This window comes from Pseudomonas sp. ANT_H12B (genome assembly GCF_008369325.1).
Classification (GTDB): Bacteria; Pseudomonadota; Gammaproteobacteria; order Pseudomonadales; family Pseudomonadaceae; genus Aquipseudomonas.
The window spans coordinates 525,449-543,480 of sequence record NZ_VOBI01000001.1 but is presented as its reverse complement, the minus strand read 5'-3'; the positions used below and the strand labels follow the sequence as shown (position 1 = coordinate 543,480).

The following is an 18,032-nucleotide window of genomic DNA, read 5'->3' as shown; positions in this document are numbered from 1 at the left end:
GGTCATCCCCTGACAATAGGTTGGCTGTGCGCAGTCTACAGGGTAGGCCGGAATAAAATCTTGAGCTTGCAGTCTGTGTGATGTGTGCTGAAACGATGCACTGCCTGTGGAACGCCTGTACCACAGCTTATTGGAAAAAATATTCCACGTAAAAAATATTTAGAATAATTATTGATTATTCGGCCCCGGACGTTTTAGTCTCCATCCACCAAGAGCGTTCGGCGCGGCCATCGCCCCGAACGCAGGCTGATAAAAATAACAGGAGCCAACATGGGCCAGACTCGTTTTGCCAGTGGGCGTCAATTGGATCTGATTTGCCTCGGGCGCCTTGGCGTCGACCTCTATGCGCAGCAAGTCGGAGCGCGGTTGGAAGATGTTTCAAGCTTCGCCAAATACCTCGGTGGATCATCCGCCAACATCGCTTTCGGCACGGCTCGGCTGGGCCTGAAATCGGCGATGCTGAGCCGGGTAGGGGATGACCACATGGGTCGCTTCCTGGTGGAATCCCTGACCCGCGAAGGTTGCGATGTCAGCGGCATCAAGGTCGATCCGGAACGTCTGACCGCCATGGTCCTGCTGGGCCTCAAGGACCGCGAAACCTTTCCTTTGGTCTTCTACCGCGAAAACTGCGCCGACATGGCACTGCGGGCCGAAGACATCAGCGAGTCTTTCATTGCCTCCAGCAAAGCCTTGCTGATCACCGGCACCCATTTCTCCACCGACGGCGTCTACAAGGCGAGCATCCAGGCGCTGGATTACGCCGAGAAGCACAACGTCAAACGGGTGCTGGACATTGACTATCGCCCGGTGCTCTGGGGTCTGGCCGGCAAGGCCGACGGTGAAACCCGTTTCGTTGCCGACCAGAACGTCAGCCAGCATGTGCAGAAAATCCTCCCGCGTTTCGACCTGATCGTTGGTACTGAAGAAGAGTTTTTGATTGCCGGCGGCTCCGAGGATTTGCTCACCGCGTTGCGCAATGTGCGGCGCCTGAGCGCGGCGACCCTGGTGGTCAAACTCGGCCCGCAAGGTTGCACGGTGATTCACGGCGTCATTCCTGAGCGTCTCGAGGACGGCGCCATTTATCCCGGCGTTCGGGTGGAAGTGTTGAATGTGCTGGGGGCCGGCGATGCCTTCATGTCGGGCTTCCTCGCCGGTTGGCTGGAGGAGGCTAGCGACGAGCGCTGCTGCCAGTTGGCCAATGCCTGTGGCGGGCTGGTGGTGTCGCGCCATGCCTGCGCCCCGGCGATGCCGACCCGCGCCGAACTCGACTATCTATTCAACAGCCCGGTGCCGATTACCCGGCCGGATCAGGACGCAGTGTTGCAGCGTCTGCATCAGGTCAGCGTGCCGCGCAAACAGTGGAAGCAACTGTTCATTTTTGCCTTCGACCATCGCGGGCAACTGGTGGAACTGGCGCACAAGGGCGGTCGCGACCTGAACGCCATCGGCGAACTCAAGCAACTGTTTATCAAGGCTGTGGAGCGGGTCGAAGCCGATTTGCGCGAGCAGGGCATCGAGGCCGATGTCGGGCTGCTGGCCGATCAACGCTTCGGCCAGGACTCGCTGAACGTCGCCACCGGTCGCGGCTGGTGGGTGGCGCGACCGGTGGAAGTGCAGGGTTCGCGGCCATTGGCCTTCGAACATGGGCGCTCCATCGGCAGCAACCTGATTGCCTGGCCGCAGGAACAAATCATCAAGTGCCTGGTGCAATTTCACCCCGACGACGAACCGCTGCTGCGACTGGAACAGGAAGCGCAGATCAAGGGTTTGTACCAGGCCTCCCAGGTCAGCGGTCATGAATTGCTGCTGGAAATCATCCCGCCTAAAGATCATCCGTCGACGCATCCGCACGTGTTGTATCGCGCGCTGAAACGCCTCTACAACCTGGGCATTTACCCGGCATGGTGGAAGATCGAAGCGCAGAGCGCCGAGGAGTGGAAACAACTCGACGAACTGATTCAGGAACGTGATCCGTACTGCCGAGGCGTGGTGTTGCTGGGGCTGAATGCACCGGCAGCGGCACTGGCCGAAGGGTTTCAACAGGCCAGCCAGAGCCAGACGTGCCGTGGTTTCGCCGTGGGCCGGACGATTTTCCAGGAGCCGAGCCGCGCGTGGATGGCCGGCGAAATCGACGACGAAACGCTGATCCGCCAGGTGCAGGTCACGTTCGTCGAACTGATCGATGCCTGGCGCACGGCCCGAAGCTGAACATTTTCAATGTGTGAACACAGAACCTGTGGGAGCGAGCCTGCTCGCGATAGCGGACTGACAGTTACATCTATGTTGAATGTGCTGCCCTCATCGCGAGCAGGCTCGCTCCCACAGGGTTTTGTGTCGCTCTTAATGATTTATGTAAAAAACAATAAAAGGTGCAGCCATGCCCGCTATTCGAATTGGCATCAACCCGATCTCCTGGAGCAACGACGACCTGCCGTCCCTCGGTGGCGAGACGCCGCTGAGCACCGCCCTCGGCGAAGGCAAGGAAATCGGCTACGAAGGTTTCGAACTCAACGGTAAATTCCCCAAGGATGCCAAAGGCGTCGGTGACGTGCTGCGGCCTTACGATCTGGCGTTGGTCTCCGGCTGGTATTCCAGCCGTCTGGCCCGCCGCTCGGTGGCCGAAGAAATCGACGCCATCAGCCGCCATGTCGAGTTGTTGGCGAAGAACGGCGCCAAGGTGCTGGTCTATGGCGAGGTCGCTGATTCCATTCAAGGCCAGCGCATCCCGCTGGTCGAGCGCCCGCGTTTCCACACCGAACACGCCTGGCAGGAATACGCCGACAAGCTCACCGAACTGGCGCGCTTCACCCTGTCCCAAGGCGTGCGTCTGGCCTACCACCATCACATGGGTGCCTACGTCGAATCCCCGGCAGACATCGACAAATTGATGGCGCTGACCGGCAGCGAAGTCGGCCTGCTGTTCGATTCGGGCCATTGCTACATGGGCGGCGGCGAACCGTTGCAGGTTCTGCGCAAACACATCGAACGCGTCTGCCATGTGCATTTCAAGGACGTGCGCAAACCAGTGGTGCAACTGGCGCGCAACAACCTGTGGAGCTTCCCGGACTGCATCATCAACGGCACCTTCACCGTGCCCGGCGATGGCGACATCGACTTCGGCGCCTTGCTCGACGTGCTGCTGGCGGCCGGTTACCACGGCTGGCTAGTGGTCGAAGCGGAACAGGATCCAGCGGTGGCGCCAAGTTACGTCTACGCCAAAAAAGGCTACGACACCTTGCGTTCGCTGCTTGATGAGAGGACTGCATTATGAGCCTGCTGGTCAAAAGCAATGCCCGTGGCCGGACCATGGTCGAGCTGGGTAAACGTGAGCTGGAATACGTTGGCTTCGCCGCTTATCGCTTGAGCCTGGGCGAAACCCTGCCGGTGTCGGCCGGTGATAAAGAACTGTGCCTGGTGCTGCTCAGCGGTCGGGTTGGCATCAAGGGTGAAGCGCCGGGGCAGGGCGCTTTCGACTGGGACAACATCGGTGACCGTCAATCGGTGTTCGAAGACAAATCGCCCTTCGCGGCGTACTTGCCACCCGGCAGTCAGGCGCAAGTGGTCGCGCTCAGCGATGTGCAAATCGCCGTTTGCGCCGCACCCGGTTCAACGAGCAACGGCCTCGGCCCGCGGCTGATCAAACCCGACACCATGAAGCGCAGCGTACGCGGCAAAGGCGCCAACACCCGTTACGTCTGCGACATCCTGCCGGACACCGAACCGGCCCATTCGCTGTTGGTGGTGGAAGTGCGTACGCCGTCGGGTCACTCGTCGAGCTACCCGCCGCACAAGCACGACACCGACGATTTGCCGTACCAGAGTTTTCTCGAAGAAACCTATTACCACCAGATCAACCCGCCACAGGGCTTCGTGTTTCAGCGGGTCTACACCGACGATCGCAGCATCGATCAGGCCATGGCCGTGGAAAACAGCGACCTCGTGGTCGTGCCCAAGGGCTACCACCCGGTCAGCGTGCCGTACGGCTACGAGTCGTATTACCTGAACGTGATGGCGGGCCCCAAACGTGTCTGGCAGTTCCATAACGATCCGCAGCACAGCTGGCTGCTGGACCTCTGAATCCTACTTCTGCACGGAGAACAATAACGATGAGCGACGCCCCGGTAATCGGCCATTACATCCACGGTCAAGTGCAAGACAGCGGCAGCGAACGCTTCAGCAATGTCTTCAATCCGGCCACCGGCAGCGTCCAGGCGCGCGTCGGGCTGGCCAGCCAGAAGACCGTAGACGAAGCCGTCGCCTCGGCGCTGCAAGCGTTCCCGGCCTGGTCCGAGCAATCGTCCTTGCGTCGTTCGCGGGTGATGTTCAAATTCAAGGAATTGCTCGACCAACATCACGATGAGTTGGCAGAAATCATCAGCCGCGAACACGGCAAAGTGTTCTCGGACGCCAAGGGTGAAGTCACCCGCGGCATCGAGATCGTCGAATACGCCTGCGGTGCGCCGAACCTGCTGAAAACCGAATTCAGCGATAACATCGGTGGCGGCATCGATAACTGGAACCTTCGTCAGCCACTGGGCGTGTGTGCTGGCGTGACGCCGTTCAACTTCCCGGTGATGGTGCCGCTGTGGATGATCCCGCTGGCGCTGATCACCGGTAACTGCTTCATCCTCAAACCGTCCGAGCGCGACCCGTCCGCCAGTGTGCTGATGGCCCGTCTGTTGAGCGAAGCCGGTTTGCCAGACGGTGTGTTCAACGTGGTTCAGGGTGACAAGACCGCCGTCGACGCGTTGCTGCAACACCCGGATATCGAAGCGATCTCCTTTGTCGGCTCGACGCCGATTGCCGAGTACATCCACCAGCAAGCCACCTCCCGCGGCAAGCGTGTGCAGGCACTGGGCGGGGCGAAAAATCACATGATCGTCATGCCCGATGCGGATCTGGATCAAGCGGCGGATGCCTTGATCGGCGCCGCTTTCGGTTCGGCCGGCGAGCGCTGCATGGCTATTTCGATTGCCGTGGCGGTGGGCGATGTCGGTGATCAACTGATTGCCAAACTGCTGCCGCGTATCGATCAACTGAAAGTCGGCAACGGCCTGCTGGGCGACATCGACATGGGCCCGTTGGTGACGGCCGAGCACAAGGCCAAAGTCGAAGGTTTCATCGACGAAGGCGTGGCCCAGGGCGCGCAGCTGATTGTCGATGGCCGCAACTTCAAGGTGCCGGGCGCCGAAAACGGTTTCTTCGTCGGCGCGACACTGTTCGATAACGTCACGACCGAGATGAGCATCTACCAACAGGAAATTTTCGGTCCGGTGCTGGGCATCGTGCGGGTACCGGATTTTGCCAGCGCCGTCGCGTTGATCAACGCCCACGAGTTCGGCAACGGCGTGTCCTGTTTCACCCGCGACGGCGGTATCGCCCGAGCCTTCGCCCGCACGATCAAGGTCGGCATGGTCGGCATCAACGTGCCGATTCCGGTGCCGATGGCCTGGCACTCCTTCGGTGGCTGGAAACGCTCGCTGTTCGGCGATCACCACGCTTACGGCGAAGAAGGCATTCGTTTTTACAGTCGCTACAAAAGCGTCATGCAGCGCTGGCCCGACAGCATTGCCAAGGGCCCTGAATTCAGCATGCCAACCGCCAAATAACGCACGTCTGCGGAGAACAACAATAATGAGCAAACCCCTGCGCTTCGCCCTGAACCGTATGGTCGCCCCACGTTTGTCCCTGCCGGCGTTCATCGAGCTGGCGGTGACCCTCAAGGCCGGCGCCATCGAAATTCGCAACGACCTTAAAGGCGTCGAGATCGAAGACGGCACCGCCCCCGAGCGCGTCCGTGAATTGTGTGCCGCCAAAGGCATCACCGTGCTGTCGATCAACGCGCTGTATCCGTTTGATGTGTGGAATGACGAGCGTCGCGCACAGGCCTTGAATCTGGCCGCTTATGCCCGTGATTGCGGCGCTCAAGGGTTGGTCATGTGCCCGCTCAACGACCGTGCCGACCCGCGTAATGAGGCCGCACGCGCTTCAGGTTTGCGCACGGCATTGAGTGAACTGGCGCCAATCCTGCGCGATCACGGGATTCTCGGTTTCATCGAGCCGTTGGGTTTCGAACAGTGCTCGCTGCGGCGCAAGCGCACGGCAGTGGACGCGATCAAGGTCATCGGCGGGCTGGATGTGTTCCGTCTGGTGCACGACACCTTTCACCATCACCTGGCCAGCGAACATGAGTTTTTCCCCGAGCTGACCGGGCTGGTGCACATCTCCGGTGTCGAGGATGCCGAGGCGCCGCTGGCGAGCATTCGTGACGGGCATCGGGTGCTGGTGGGCGAGGGCGACATCCTCGGCAGCGCGGCGCAAATCGACACCTTGCTCAGCAGCGGTTACAGCGGCTACCTGTCGTTCGAACCGTTTGCCGACAGCGTGCATGGCCTGACGGATATCCAGCAGGCGATCGGCGCGAGCATGCATCACCTGCAAAAATCTCAAGGCTAATGGAGATCCCCCTGTGGGAGCGAGCCTGCTCGCGAAGAGGCCGGCACATTCAACATGAGTATTGCCTGACACACCGCTTTCGCGGGCAGGCTCGCTCCCACAAGGGTTTCCTCGTTTATTGAAGGATCGGTTATGACCACAACAAGACTGACCATGGCCCAGGCCCTGGTGAAATTCCTCGATAACCAGTACATCGAGGTCGATGGGGTTCAAAGCAAATTTGTTGCCGGGATCTTTACCATTTTCGGCCACGGTAACGTACTGGGTCTGGGCCAGGCCCTGGAGCAAGACAGCGGCGACCTGATCGTCCATCAGGGCCGCAACGAGCAAGGCATGGCCCACGCCGCCATCGGCTTCGCCAAGCAACACCTGCGGCGCAAGATCTACGCCTGCTCCTCATCGGTAGGCCCGGGCGCAGCCAACATGCTGACCGCTGCCGCAACGGCCACCGCCAACCGCATTCCCTTGCTGCTGCTGCCCGGCGATGTCTACGCCTGCCGCCAGCCGGACCCGGTGCTGCAACAGATCGAGCAGTTCCACGACCTGAGCATCAGCACCAACGACGCGTTCAAGGCCGTGAGCAAATACTGGGACCGTATCAACCGTCCCGAGCAGTTGATGAGCGCCGCTATCCACGCGATGCGCGTGCTCACCGACCCTGCGGAAACCGGCGCGGTGACCCTGGCCTTGCCGCAAGATGTGCAAGCCGAGGCCTATGACTACCCCGATTACTTCCTGCAAAAACGCGTGCACCGCATCGAGCGTCGTCCGGCGACTGAAGCGATGCTGGGTGATGCGCTGGCGCTGTTCAAAGGCAAGCGCAAGCCGCTAATCATTTGCGGTGGCGGGGTCAGATACTCCGGCGCCAATGCCGTCTTGCAGGCGTTTGCCGAGCGCTTCGATATTCCCTTCGCCGAAACCCAGGCCGGCAAGAGCGCGGTGGTGTCCAGTCACCCGCTGAACGTTGGCGGGATTGGCGAAACCGGTTGCCTGGCCGCGAACCTGTTGGCTAAAGACGCGGACCTGATCATCGGTGTCGGCACCCGCTACAGCGATTTCACCACCGCGTCGAAATCCCTGTTCCAGCATCAGGACGTGCAATTTCTCAACCTCAACATCAGTCCCTGCGATGCCTTGAAGCTCGACGGCGTGCAACTGTTGGCGGATGCCAAAGTCGGGCTGCAAGCCTTGGCTGAAGCCTTGGGCGATTACCGTTCTGCATGGGGCGATCAACCGCGTCAGGCCAAGGCGCAAATGGACGAGGAAGTCGACCGTATCTATCAGGTCGAATACCAGCGCAAAGACTTCATCCCGGAAATCAACGACCACATGGACCCGGCGGTGCTGCGCGAATTCATCGAGCTGACCGGTTCCTGCCTGACCCAGAGCCGCGTGCTCGGCGTGCTCAATGAAACCCTCGCCGATGACGCCGTGATCGTCGCCGCCGCCGGCAGCCTGCCCGGTGACTTGCAGCGTAGCTGGCGCAGCAAGGGGGTGAACACCTATCACGTCGAGTACGGTTATTCCTGCATGGGTTACGAGGTCAACGCCGCACTGGGCGTGAAACTCGCCGAGCCGGATCGCGAGGTCTACGCGCTGGTCGGCGACGGCTCTTACATGATGCTGCACTCGGAGCTGGCGACCTCGATTCAGGAGCGATGCAAGATCAACGTGGTGCTACTCGACAACATGACGTTCGGTTGCATCAACAACCTGCAGATGGAACACGGCATGGACAGCTTCGGCACCGAGTTTCGTTACCGCAATCCTGAAACCGGCAAGCTCGATGGCGGTTTTGTGCCGGTGGATTTCGCCATGAGCGCGGCGGCCTATGGCTGCAAGACCTACAAAGTGAACACGGTCGAAGAACTGCAAGCAGCGTTGGCCGATGCGCGCTTGCAAACCGTCTCGACGCTGATCGACATCAAGGTCCTGCCCAAAACCATGATCCACAAATACCTGTCGTGGTGGCGGGTCGGCGTGGCGCAAGTTTCCACCAGCGCCCGCACCGATGCGGTGGCCAAGACCCTGAATGAGCGACTGGCCAAGGCTCGTCAGTACTGATTGCCCCTGAAGTGAACAACAACAAATCCAGGAGTCCTTACATGTCATTGCTTTCTAATTCGTTGCAAATCGGCGTCATCGGCACCGGAGCCATCGGCCAGGATCACATTCGTCGTTGCAGCCAGACCTTGCTCAATAGCCAGGTCGTTGCGGTCACCGACATCAACTTGCAACAAGCCGCGAACATCGTTTCCGACTTGAAGCTGACCGCCGAGGTTTATCCCGATGGCCACGCGCTGATCAAGGCGCCGGAAGTCGACGCGATCCTCGTGACCTCCTGGGGCCCGAGCCACGAAGCGTTCGTGCTGGCGGCGATTGCTGCCGGCAAACCAGTGTTCTGCGAGAAGCCGCTGGCGGTCACCGCTGAAGGCTGCCGCAAAATCGTCGAGGCCGAAGTGGCCCACGGCAAGCGCCTGGTGCAGGTCGGTTTCATGCGTCCTTACGATGAAGGTTATCGCGCACTGAAAGCAGTGATCGACAGCGGTCAAATCGGCGAACCGCTGATGCTGCACTGCGCGCACCGCAACCCGACCGTGGGGGAAAACTACAAGACCGACATGGCGATCACCGACACGCTGATCCATGAGCTGGATGTGTTGCGCTGGTTGCTCGACGACGATTACGTGTCGGTGCAAGTGGTGTTCCCGCGCAAGAGCAGCAAGGCGCTCGCGCATTTGAAAGACCCGCAGATCGTGCTGCTGGAAACCGCCAAAGGCACGCGCATCGACGTGGAAGTGTTCGTTAACTGCCAATACGGCTACGACATCCAGTGCGAAGTGGTGGGGGAGACCGGCATCGCCAAACTGCCGGAGCCGTCGCAGGTTCAGTTGCGCAGCGGGGCGAAGTTGTCCAACGCGATTCTGATGGACTGGAAGGATCGCTTCATCGCCGCGTACGACGTTGAGTTGCAAGCGTTCATTGATGGCGTGCGGGCCGGGCAGGTAGGTGGCCCTTCGGCGTGGGATGGCTTCGCCGCTGCCGTCGCAGCAGACGCGTGCATCGAAGCACAGAACAGCGGTGCGATCGTAAAAGTCGGCTTGCCAGAGCGCCCACACTTCTACGGCTAACCCCCCCGTAATGATCGTTCCCACGCAGAGCGTGGGAACGATCAATAAGGAGAATTTCTCATGCGCATCGGACTTGTCGGTTACGGCCATGGCGGCCGGTTTTTCCATGCTCCGCTGATCAGTAGTTTGCCGGCGGCGACGTTCGTGGGTGTGGTCACCCGTTCACCGGAGCGCCGACAGTTACTGGCGACCGAGCATCCAGGGGTGCCGGCCTTCGACAGCATTGGCCAACTGATGGAGGCCGGGATCGATGTGCTGGTGGTCTCCACACCGCTAAAAGGCCGTCCGGCACTGGTGCTCGATGGCATCGAACACGGTGTGGCAGTGGTCAGCGACAAACCGTTCGCCGCTGACGCGCAGCAGGCCCAAACCCTGATCACCATGGCCGAGCGCCAAGGCGTGCCGCTCAGCGTCTATCAAAACCGTCGCTGGGACTCGGACTTCCTCACCGTGCGCAAACTCATCGAGTCCGGCGCGCTGGGCCAGGTCACCCGTTTCGAATCGCGGATCGAGCGTTACTCGCCAGCCTCGGTGAACAACGGCAGTGGCGGTGGTTTCCTGCGCGATCTCGGTAGCCATCTGGTGGATCAGGCGATGCTTTTGTTCGGCCCGGTCACACAGGTCTACGCCGAACTGGATTATCTGGAAAAAGGCCAGGTCTTCGATAACGGCTTCTTTATGTCCCTGACCCACGCCAGTGGCGTGACTTCGCACTTGGGCGGCAGTTGCCTGCAAAACACTCCCGGCCCGCGCTTCCGGGTAACGGGCACACAGGGCTGTTACAGCGTCGATGGCCTGGACGGGCAGGAGGCGTTGGCGCTCGACGGGCTCACGCCCAAATCCGAAGGTCAACGCTGGGGCGTCGAAGAGCATCGCCGCTGGGGCTGGTTTGAACAGGGCGAAGTGCGTGAACGGGTTCCTTCCGAGCGCGGTTGCTGGAATCAGTTCTATTTACAGCTACAAGCCGCGTTACAGAGCGGTGGCCCACTGCCTGTGAAAGCCCGTGATGCACTGGCGACCACCCGCGTGCTAGACGCTGCGCGACTGAGTTTCGAGCGCCGGCAAGTGGTGGCGTTGAGCCCGTTCGACAGTCATGGAATAAAATTAGAATAAAATTCTAAAATGAGTTGATATAGAAATTATATTCCAATAGAGTCATTTCCAGCGACCTGCCTCGCGACTCGTTTTCATTCTTTTGCCGCTTACTGAAATCGTCACGCCTCATCCATAAAACCAACAAGAATGTGGAGAAAGACTTTTCATGAAGACCAAAATCCGCTTCGCCTTACTTGCCTTGTCCCTGATGTTCGCCAGCGGCGCGGTGCTCGCCGATATGAAGATTGGCGTCAGCATGTCGCAGTTCGATGACACCTGGCTCACTTACCTGCGCGAATCCATGGACAAGAAAGCCAAGTCCTACCCCGATGGCGTCCAGCTGCAGTTCGAAGACGCCCGCAGCGACGTGGTCAAGCAACTGAGTCAGGTAGAAAGCTTCATCAGCCAAAAGGTTGATGCCATCGTGGTTAACCCGGTGGATACCGCCGCCACCAAAAAAATCACCGAAGCCGCCGTCAAGGCCGGCATCCCGCTGGTGTACGTCAATCGGCGCCCCGATGACCTGAAACTGCCCAAAGGTGTGGTGACTGTTGCCTCCAACGACCTGGAGGCCGGTGAAATGCAGATGCAGTACCTCGCCGACAAGATGGGCGGCAAGGGTGACATCGTGATTCTGCTGGGCGACCTCGCGAACAACTCCACCACCAACCGCACCAAGGGCGTCAAAGACGTGCTGGCCAAATACCCGAACATCAAGATCGAGCAAGAGCAAACCGGGATCTGGTCACGGGATAAAGGCATGACCCTGGTCAACGACTGGCTGACCCAGGGCCGCAAGTTCGATGCGGTCGTGTCCAACAACGACGAGATGGCGATTGGCGCGGCCATGGCCTTGCAACAGGCCGGCGTCGACAAGGGCAGTGTGCTGATCGCCGGTGTCGACGGTACGCCGGACGGCTTGAACGCGATCAAGAAAGGCTCCCTGGCCGTCTCGGTGTTCCAGGACGCCAAGGGTCAGGCAGACGGTTCGATCGACACCGCCGTGAAAATGGCCAAAAACGAGCCGGTCGAACAGGCCGTGTGGGTGCCATACCGCTTGATCACCCCGCAAAACGTCGACACGTTCAAATAGCCTGTCCGCTCAATAACAACAATAAATACGCAAGGTTGCGACCGCGACCTTGCTGATGGAGTACCTGATCATGTTCGCTTCAGCGACTGCTTCGAGCACCCCGTTGGTGAGTATCCAGCCAGCTGCAACACCCGTCGATGAGCCGTACCTGCTGGAGATCATCAACGTCAGCAAGGGTTTTCCCGGTGTGGTGGCCTTGTCCGATGTGCAGCTTCGGGTACGCCCCGGTTCCGTACTGGCCCTGATGGGCGAAAACGGCGCAGGCAAATCCACCCTGATGAAAATCATTGCCGGCATCTATCAGCCGGATGCCGGTGAGCTGCGCCTGAGAGGCAAACCGGTGGTTTTCGAAACGCCGCTGGCAGCGCTTCAGGCCGGGATCGCGATGATCCACCAGGAACTCAACCTGATGCCGCACATGAGCATCGCCGAGAACATCTGGATCGGCCGCGAGCAACTCAACGGCCTGCACATGATCGACCACCGTGAAATGCACCGCTGCACGGCGAAACTGCTGGAACGCCTGCGGATTAACCTCGATCCCGAAGAGCAGGTCGGCAACCTGAGCATCGCCGAACGGCAGATGGTCGAGATTGCCAAAGCGGTGTCCTACGACTCCGACGTCCTGATCATGGACGAACCGACGTCAGCCATCACCGACAAGGAAGTCGCGCACCTGTTCTCGATCATTGCCGACCTCAAGAGTCAGGGCAAAGGCATCATCTACATCACCCACAAAATGAACGAAGTGTTCAGCATCGCCGATGAAGTGGCGGTGTTCCGCGACGGCGCCTACATCGGCCTGCAACGGGCCGACAGCATGGACGGCGACAGTCTGATTTCGATGATGGTTGGCCGCGAGCTGAGCCAGTTGTTCCCGGTGCGTGAAAAACCGATCGGCGATCTGCTGCTGTCGGTGCGCGACCTGAAACTGGACGGCATTTTCAAGGATGTTTCCTTCGACCTGCACGCCGGCGAGATTCTCGGCATTGCCGGGTTGATGGGCTCGGGGCGGACCAACGTTGCCGAAGCGATTTTCGGCATCACGCCGAGCGACGGTGGCGAGATTCGTCTCGACGGCGAAGTGGTGCGCATCAGTGATCCGCACATGGCGATCGAGAAGGGCTTCGCGTTATTGACCGAAGATCGCAAGCTCAGCGGCCTGTTCCCGTGCCTGTCGGTGCTGGAGAACATGGAAATGGCGGTGTTGCCGCATTACGCCGGCCACGGGTTTATCCAGCAAAAAGCCCTGCGCGCCTTGTGCGAAGACATGTGCAAGAAGCTGCGAGTGAAAACTCCGTCGCTGGAGCAGTGCATTGACACCCTGTCCGGCGGCAATCAACAGAAAGCCTTGCTGGCACGCTGGCTGATGACCAATCCACGGATCCTGATTCTCGACGAGCCGACTCGCGGTATCGACGTCGGTGCCAAGGTCGAGATCTATCGGCTCATTTCCTACCTCGCCAGCGAAGGCATGGCGGTGATCATGATTTCCTCGGAACTGCCGGAAGTGCTCGGCATGAGCGACCGGGTGATGGTCATGCACGAGGGCGACCTGATGGGCACCCTCGACCGCAGCGAAGCGACCCAGGAACGGGTGATGCAATTGGCCTCGGGCATGTCCGCGGTTCACTAATTGATACCGCCGGTGGCTGCGGCCGCCGTCGGCGACGCGATAGAAGGGTGAAGGGTTATGAACGCGATACTGGAAAACAAGCCGGCAACGGCACCGATCAAGAGCCGTCGGCGCTTTCCGACCGAGCTGAGTATCTTCCTGGTGCTGATTGGCATCGGCCTGGTCTTCGAAGTATTCGGCTGGATCGTGCGCGACCAGAGCTTTCTGATGAACTCCCAGCGTCTGGTGCTGATGATCCTGCAAGTGTCGATCATTGGGCTGCTGGCGATCGGCGTGACCCAGGTGATCATCACCACCGGTATCGACCTGTCGTCCGGCTCGGTGCTGGCATTGTCGGCGATGATTGCTGCCAGCCTGGCCCAGACTTCGGACTTCGCCCGGGCAGTGTTTCCGTCACTGACTGACTTGCCGGTGTGGATTCCGGTGATCGCCGGGCTCGGGGTCGGACTGCTGGCAGGGGCGATCAACGGCAGCATCATTGCCATTACCGGTATTCCGCCGTTCATTGCCACCCTTGGCATGATGGTTTCGGCGCGTGGCCTGGCGCGGTTCTACACCGAAGGTCAGCCGGTGAGCATGCTCTCTGATTCCTACACGGCCATCGGCCATGGCGCGATGCCAGTGGTTATTTTCCTGGTGGTGGCGGTGATCTTCCACATCGCCCTGCGTTACACCAAGTACGGCAAATACACCTACGCCATCGGCGGCAACATGCAGGCGGCGCGCACCTCGGGGATCAACGTCAAGCGGCATCTGGTGATCGTCTACAGCATCGCCGGGTTGTTGGCAGGCCTGGCGGGTGTGGTGGCTTCGGCGCGTGCCGCGACCGGGCAGGCCGGGATGGGGATGTCTTATGAGCTGGATGCGATTGCCGCGGCAGTGATCGGCGGCACTAGCCTGGCCGGTGGCGTCGGGCGCATCACCGGAACGGTCATTGGCGCACTGATCCTCGGGGTCATGGCCAGCGGCTTTACCTTTGTCGGTGTGGATGCTTATATTCAGGACATCATCAAGGGGCTGATCATTGTGGTAGCGGTGGTGATCGATCAGTACCGCAACAAGCGTAAACTCAAGCGCTGAATTCGAAGGAAACAAAAAATGCGCCACGTCTGACCCGCGTGGCGCAGCCGTTTGTCTTCTATATACAGCCGCTCGATTGAATTTCTTGCTATAAACGCACTCCGATAACCACCTCATAGCCTTCCATAGAGCACTTTCGGGGCTTTGTCGGACAAATTCGCTGTCTTTTCAGTTGCTGAGGCCTCAAGTCGGCCTTAGACTGCCGCCCCTCGTAAATTGAGTGCCGGGTGGCGCTTGGAATAAACGGCGCCTTTCCGATCGCCGACCCACGGTCCGCCGGAACGCTCCCTAATTCGCCTTAATGCACGTTTTTTTATAGAGATATCAATGACAAAGGACAAGTTGCTGGCCATGCCGGCGGATGACTACATGAATGCCGAGCAACATGCTTTTTTCTCCGAGCTGTTGCAGAACATGAAAGTCGAAACCCATGAGCGCATCGAACAGAATCGCATCGCCATCGAGAGCCTGGACACTCCAGCCGATCCGGCCGACGCTGCTTCTGTTGAAGAAGAGCGCACCTGGCTGGTGAACGCGATCGATCGCGACCAGCGCATGCTGCCTCAGTTGGAACAGGCTCTGGAGCGTATCAAGGAAGACAGCTTTGGCTGGTGCGACGACAGCGGCGAGGCCATTGGCCTGAAACGCCTGCTGATCAGCCCGACCACCAAGTACTGCATCGAAGCTCAAGAGCGTCACGAGCAGATCGACAAGCACCAGCGTCAGGCCTGATTTCGTAGCACCCCGCATCGCGGGCAAGCCTCGCTCACACAGGTCAATGCGAACCTTGTGGGAGCGAGCTTGCCCGCGATGCTTTTTGCCGTCTGCGATTCCTCTGCACTTCTATCGATCTGCTGCAACGCCCACTACTAACGGACCATAGATAATGGCCCTCTAGTGGCGTTTAATGCCGTCACAACAATTAGAAGCTGCATGGGGTGACGAAGATGACGAGGGATGGATCTCTGGTTGGGCCAGTGCCTGCTCCAGTGCTTTTGCCGAAAAACCTTTGGCTGATGCCGACCCTGCAAAGCATCGCCCTGATGCTTTTGTTGTGCGGCATGACGTTGGGAGGCTGGTCGCTTTACCTTGGCTTGCCATTGGCCGTGGTCATTATCTGGCTGCCTCGCCTGCGCTCGCGTGCCATCCCTGAGGCAACCCCCATCGATAGCGCCAGCGCCAGCGCCATCGCCGAGTTGACTCGCGATCTTTCCTACACCACCAGTCACAACGCACTGTCGGCTGCCGGCGTGGCCTTTTCGGTCAAGCAACTGGCCGACAAGCTGCAATCGCAACTCGGTGCCGCGGCGCAGATTGTCAGCAACGCCGAAGTGATGATCGCGACCGAACAAGCCACTTCGACACTCAGTCGAGCAGCGCTCAGTGCGGCCAGCGAGGCTCACCAGAGTAGCGCGGCAGGACGCACGGAGCTGATCGAGTCCATTGACCGCATGCATCAACTCAGCCAGCGCGCCAGTAGCAGTCGCGAAATGATCGAAGCCCTGAGCCTGCGCAGCAACGATATCCAGCGGGTCACGCTGGTGATCCAGTCGATCGCCAGCCAGACCAACCTGCTGGCATTGAACGCGGCTATTGAAGCGGCGCGGGCCGGGGAGCACGGTCGCGGCTTTGCAGTGGTGGCCGATGAGGTTCGCGGCCTGGCCGCGCGCACGGCGACGGCTACCGGCGAAGTCGGTGAGATGGTCGCCGACATCCAGCAACGCACTGCGCAAGTGGTGGAGCAGATCCGCCAGCTGTCCAGCGACCTCGACACTGGCGTCGAGCAAGTCGAGCACACCGGTCAGCATCTGGAAAACATCGCACGTCTGGCGGCGGGCGTTGAAAGCCAGGTCGCGGAGATTGCCAAAGGCGCGGACACCAATCGCGAACAACTCGACAGCCTGTTTCATGCCATCGAGCAGATGCGCAGCGATCTGGCGATCAGCGATCAACAGACCCAGCGCCTGGCGCAGGCTGCGGTGCAAATGGAAGGGCAGGCCGAAACCATCAGCGAGCGCCTTGCCGAAGTCGGACTGGATGACTATCACCAGCGCATTTATGACCTGGCCCGTGAAGGCGCCAGTCAGATTGCGGCGCGCTTTGAGGCGGACATTGACGAAGGACGCGTCAGTCTCGATGACCTGTTCGATCGCAATTACCAGACGATTCCAAACACCAGTCCGGCCAAATATCAGACCCGCTTCGATCGCTACACCGATCAGGTGCTGCCGGCGATCCAGGAACCGTTATTACCGCGCCATGAAGGCCTGGTGTTCGCCATCGCCTGCACCCAGCAAGGTTATGTGCCGACCCATAACACGGTGTTCAGCCAGCCACTGACCGGCGATGCACAGGTCGACACGCTGCATAACCGCACCAAACGCAAATTCGCCGACCGTACCGGAATTCGCTGCGGCAGCCATCAACAGCCGGTGCTGCTGCAAACCTACACCCGAGACACCGGCGAACTGATGCACGACCTCTCGGTGCCGATCATGCTCAAGGGACGGCATTGGGGTGGTTTGCGGTTGGGCTACAAACCGGAAAATCCTCGTTGAGAGGATCGGTGAGTGGTTAATTGTTACTTGTTATGCAACGAAGCTATGCAGCGTCGTTGCTGTTTCCTCGCGAATGAACTCATTAACATGCCTGCATAGTTAGGTTGCTAATGAAATTCGAGAGGTCAGCATGCAATGCAAAGTCGATGTCGCCGTGATGATTGGCAGCGGGGTGCCACAGTGTCTGCGTGCGGTGGGGCAAAGCGTTTGTTGGGTGGTGCTGCTCAATGGTGAGCGCCGGGGGACGGCGTTCTCCAGTCGCGATGAGGCCGAGGAGTGCAGGGCTGCCTGGCTGGCACAACTGAACGCCGAAACCCCCGACAGCCTGCATTGAATCTACAGGCTAGTGGATTTGGTGCATGCGCAGGTTCAGGTCGTCGACCACCCGCGCCCAATCGGCGTCTTCACGTAACTGCTCTTTCAGGAAACCCGCTTGCTGCGGCGTCCAGAACTCGGCATCGATGAGTTTTTTGTCGTCTGCCAAAGGTGAATGACTGGCGATGAAATCGTCGATGGCTTTCTCGCTGGATTCCAGGCCGAGCTGGTCGAACAAGCCTTTCAAGTCGTGTGTAGGTGAATCCATATTCATCTCCTTGCTGGTCGCGTCGAGTGCGAGATCTGAGGTGCGGCTTCAATGCATCTGAGGGAGCCGCGCTTCAGGAGTTCGAAAGCGATGTCAAAAGCAGGAGTGAGCATAGACTGCAAACCTGATTCAGGCTTTCAATGCGCCTTCATCGACGGCAACCTTCAGAGCCTTGGCGGCTTCCTGTGCGGCGTTGGCTGCAACGTCCGAGGTCTTGAACCAGCGATCCTTCTCGACCTGGTGATACGTCACGGTGGTCAGCGGTGGTTTGGCGCGCATGACAATGACTGCCTGGAATTCGCCTTCGACCTCTCTGGCTTCGCCCCGGATAAAAAATTCACCGATATCAAATTCCGTCACGTAGCAGCCTTCCCTTGGAAATAGTCTGTTGTTTTGAACG

General features: G+C 59.5%; 16 protein-coding genes. 14 read left to right on the top strand and 2 right to left on the bottom strand.

The window, feature by feature from the left end; translation table 11 throughout:
• The first annotated feature begins 270 nt into the window (after positions 1-270).
• The 14 genes from iolC (at position 271) to FQ185_RS02565 (ending at position 17,383) form a co-directional block, all read left to right on the top strand.
• Positions 271-2,208 (top strand): 5-dehydro-2-deoxygluconokinase, encoded by a 1,938-nt coding sequence (iolC, locus tag FQ185_RS02630; protein WP_149416101.1) that lies wholly within the window; start codon positions 271-273, stop codon positions 2,206-2,208.
• A gap of 169 nt (positions 2,209-2,377) precedes the next feature.
• On the top strand, positions 2,378-3,271 hold the full coding sequence (gene iolE / locus FQ185_RS02625) for a myo-inosose-2 dehydratase (protein ID WP_149416100.1): 894 nt from the start codon (positions 2,378-2,380) through the stop codon (positions 3,269-3,271).
• On the top strand, positions 3,268-4,077 hold the full coding sequence (gene iolB, locus FQ185_RS02620; protein WP_149416099.1) for a 5-deoxy-glucuronate isomerase: 810 nt from the start codon (positions 3,268-3,270) through the stop codon (positions 4,075-4,077). The genes iolE and iolB overlap by 4 nt, the downstream gene beginning before the upstream one ends.
• Before the next feature lie 29 nt (positions 4,078-4,106).
• Positions 4,107-5,609: a CoA-acylating methylmalonate-semialdehyde dehydrogenase gene (locus tag FQ185_RS02615; RefSeq protein WP_149416098.1), complete on the top strand. Its 1,503-nt coding sequence runs from the start codon at positions 4,107-4,109 to the stop codon at positions 5,607-5,609.
• A gap of 25 nt (positions 5,610-5,634) precedes the next feature.
• Positions 5,635-6,456 carry a TIM barrel protein gene (locus FQ185_RS02610; protein ID WP_149416097.1) on the top strand — a complete coding sequence of 274 codons (822 nt, stop codon included), beginning with the start codon at positions 5,635-5,637 and terminating at the stop codon, positions 6,454-6,456.
• Between the two features lie 132 nt (positions 6,457-6,588).
• Positions 6,589-8,520, top strand: coding sequence for a 3D-(3,5/4)-trihydroxycyclohexane-1,2-dione acylhydrolase (decyclizing) (iolD, locus tag FQ185_RS02605; protein WP_149416096.1), 1,932 nt, complete (start codon positions 6,589-6,591; stop codon positions 8,518-8,520).
• 41 nt (positions 8,521-8,561) lie between these two features.
• Complete coding sequence (locus tag FQ185_RS02600) at positions 8,562-9,587, top strand: Gfo/Idh/MocA family protein (RefSeq protein ID WP_149416095.1); 1,026 nt, start codon at positions 8,562-8,564, stop codon at positions 9,585-9,587.
• 60 nt (positions 9,588-9,647) lie between these two features.
• Positions 9,648-10,700 (top strand): Gfo/Idh/MocA family protein, encoded by a 1,053-nt coding sequence (locus tag FQ185_RS02595; RefSeq protein WP_149416094.1) that lies wholly within the window; start codon positions 9,648-9,650, stop codon positions 10,698-10,700.
• Positions 10,701-10,848: 148 nt separating this feature from the next.
• On the top strand, positions 10,849-11,775 hold the full coding sequence (locus FQ185_RS02590; RefSeq protein ID WP_149416093.1) for a sugar ABC transporter substrate-binding protein: 927 nt from the start codon (positions 10,849-10,851) through the stop codon (positions 11,773-11,775).
• A gap of 70 nt (positions 11,776-11,845) precedes the next feature.
• Positions 11,846-13,411 carry a sugar ABC transporter ATP-binding protein gene (locus FQ185_RS02585; RefSeq protein WP_149416092.1) on the top strand — a complete coding sequence of 522 codons (1,566 nt, stop codon included), beginning with the start codon at positions 11,846-11,848 and terminating at the stop codon, positions 13,409-13,411.
• A gap of 57 nt (positions 13,412-13,468) precedes the next feature.
• Positions 13,469-14,491: an ABC transporter permease gene (locus tag FQ185_RS02580; RefSeq protein WP_149416091.1), complete on the top strand. Its 1,023-nt coding sequence runs from the start codon at positions 13,469-13,471 to the stop codon at positions 14,489-14,491.
• Positions 14,492-14,818: 327 nt separating this feature from the next.
• Positions 14,819-15,223: a TraR/DksA family transcriptional regulator gene (locus FQ185_RS02575; RefSeq protein ID WP_007907888.1), complete on the top strand. Its 405-nt coding sequence runs from the start codon at positions 14,819-14,821 to the stop codon at positions 15,221-15,223.
• Between the two features lie 215 nt (positions 15,224-15,438).
• Complete coding sequence (locus tag FQ185_RS02570) at positions 15,439-17,049, top strand: methyl-accepting chemotaxis protein (protein WP_149416090.1); 1,611 nt, start codon at positions 15,439-15,441, stop codon at positions 17,047-17,049.
• A gap of 130 nt (positions 17,050-17,179) precedes the next feature.
• Entirely contained in the window at positions 17,180-17,383 is a 204-nt protein-coding gene (locus tag FQ185_RS02565) for a hypothetical protein (RefSeq protein WP_149416089.1), read from the top strand.
• Between the two features lie 9 nt (positions 17,384-17,392).
• Here the strand turns inward: FQ185_RS02565 and FQ185_RS02560 are convergent, their stop codons facing one another.
• A complete protein-coding gene (locus FQ185_RS02560) occupies positions 17,393-17,632 on the bottom strand; it encodes a DUF2789 domain-containing protein (RefSeq protein ID WP_149416088.1) in 240 nt (79 codons plus the stop codon).
• A 129-nt stretch (positions 17,633-17,761) separates the two neighbouring features.
• Positions 17,762-17,992 carry a hypothetical protein gene (locus FQ185_RS02555; RefSeq protein WP_149416087.1) on the bottom strand — a complete coding sequence of 77 codons (231 nt, stop codon included), beginning with the start codon at positions 17,990-17,992 and terminating at the stop codon, positions 17,762-17,764.
• Between the last annotated feature and the right edge of the window lie 40 nt (positions 17,993-18,032).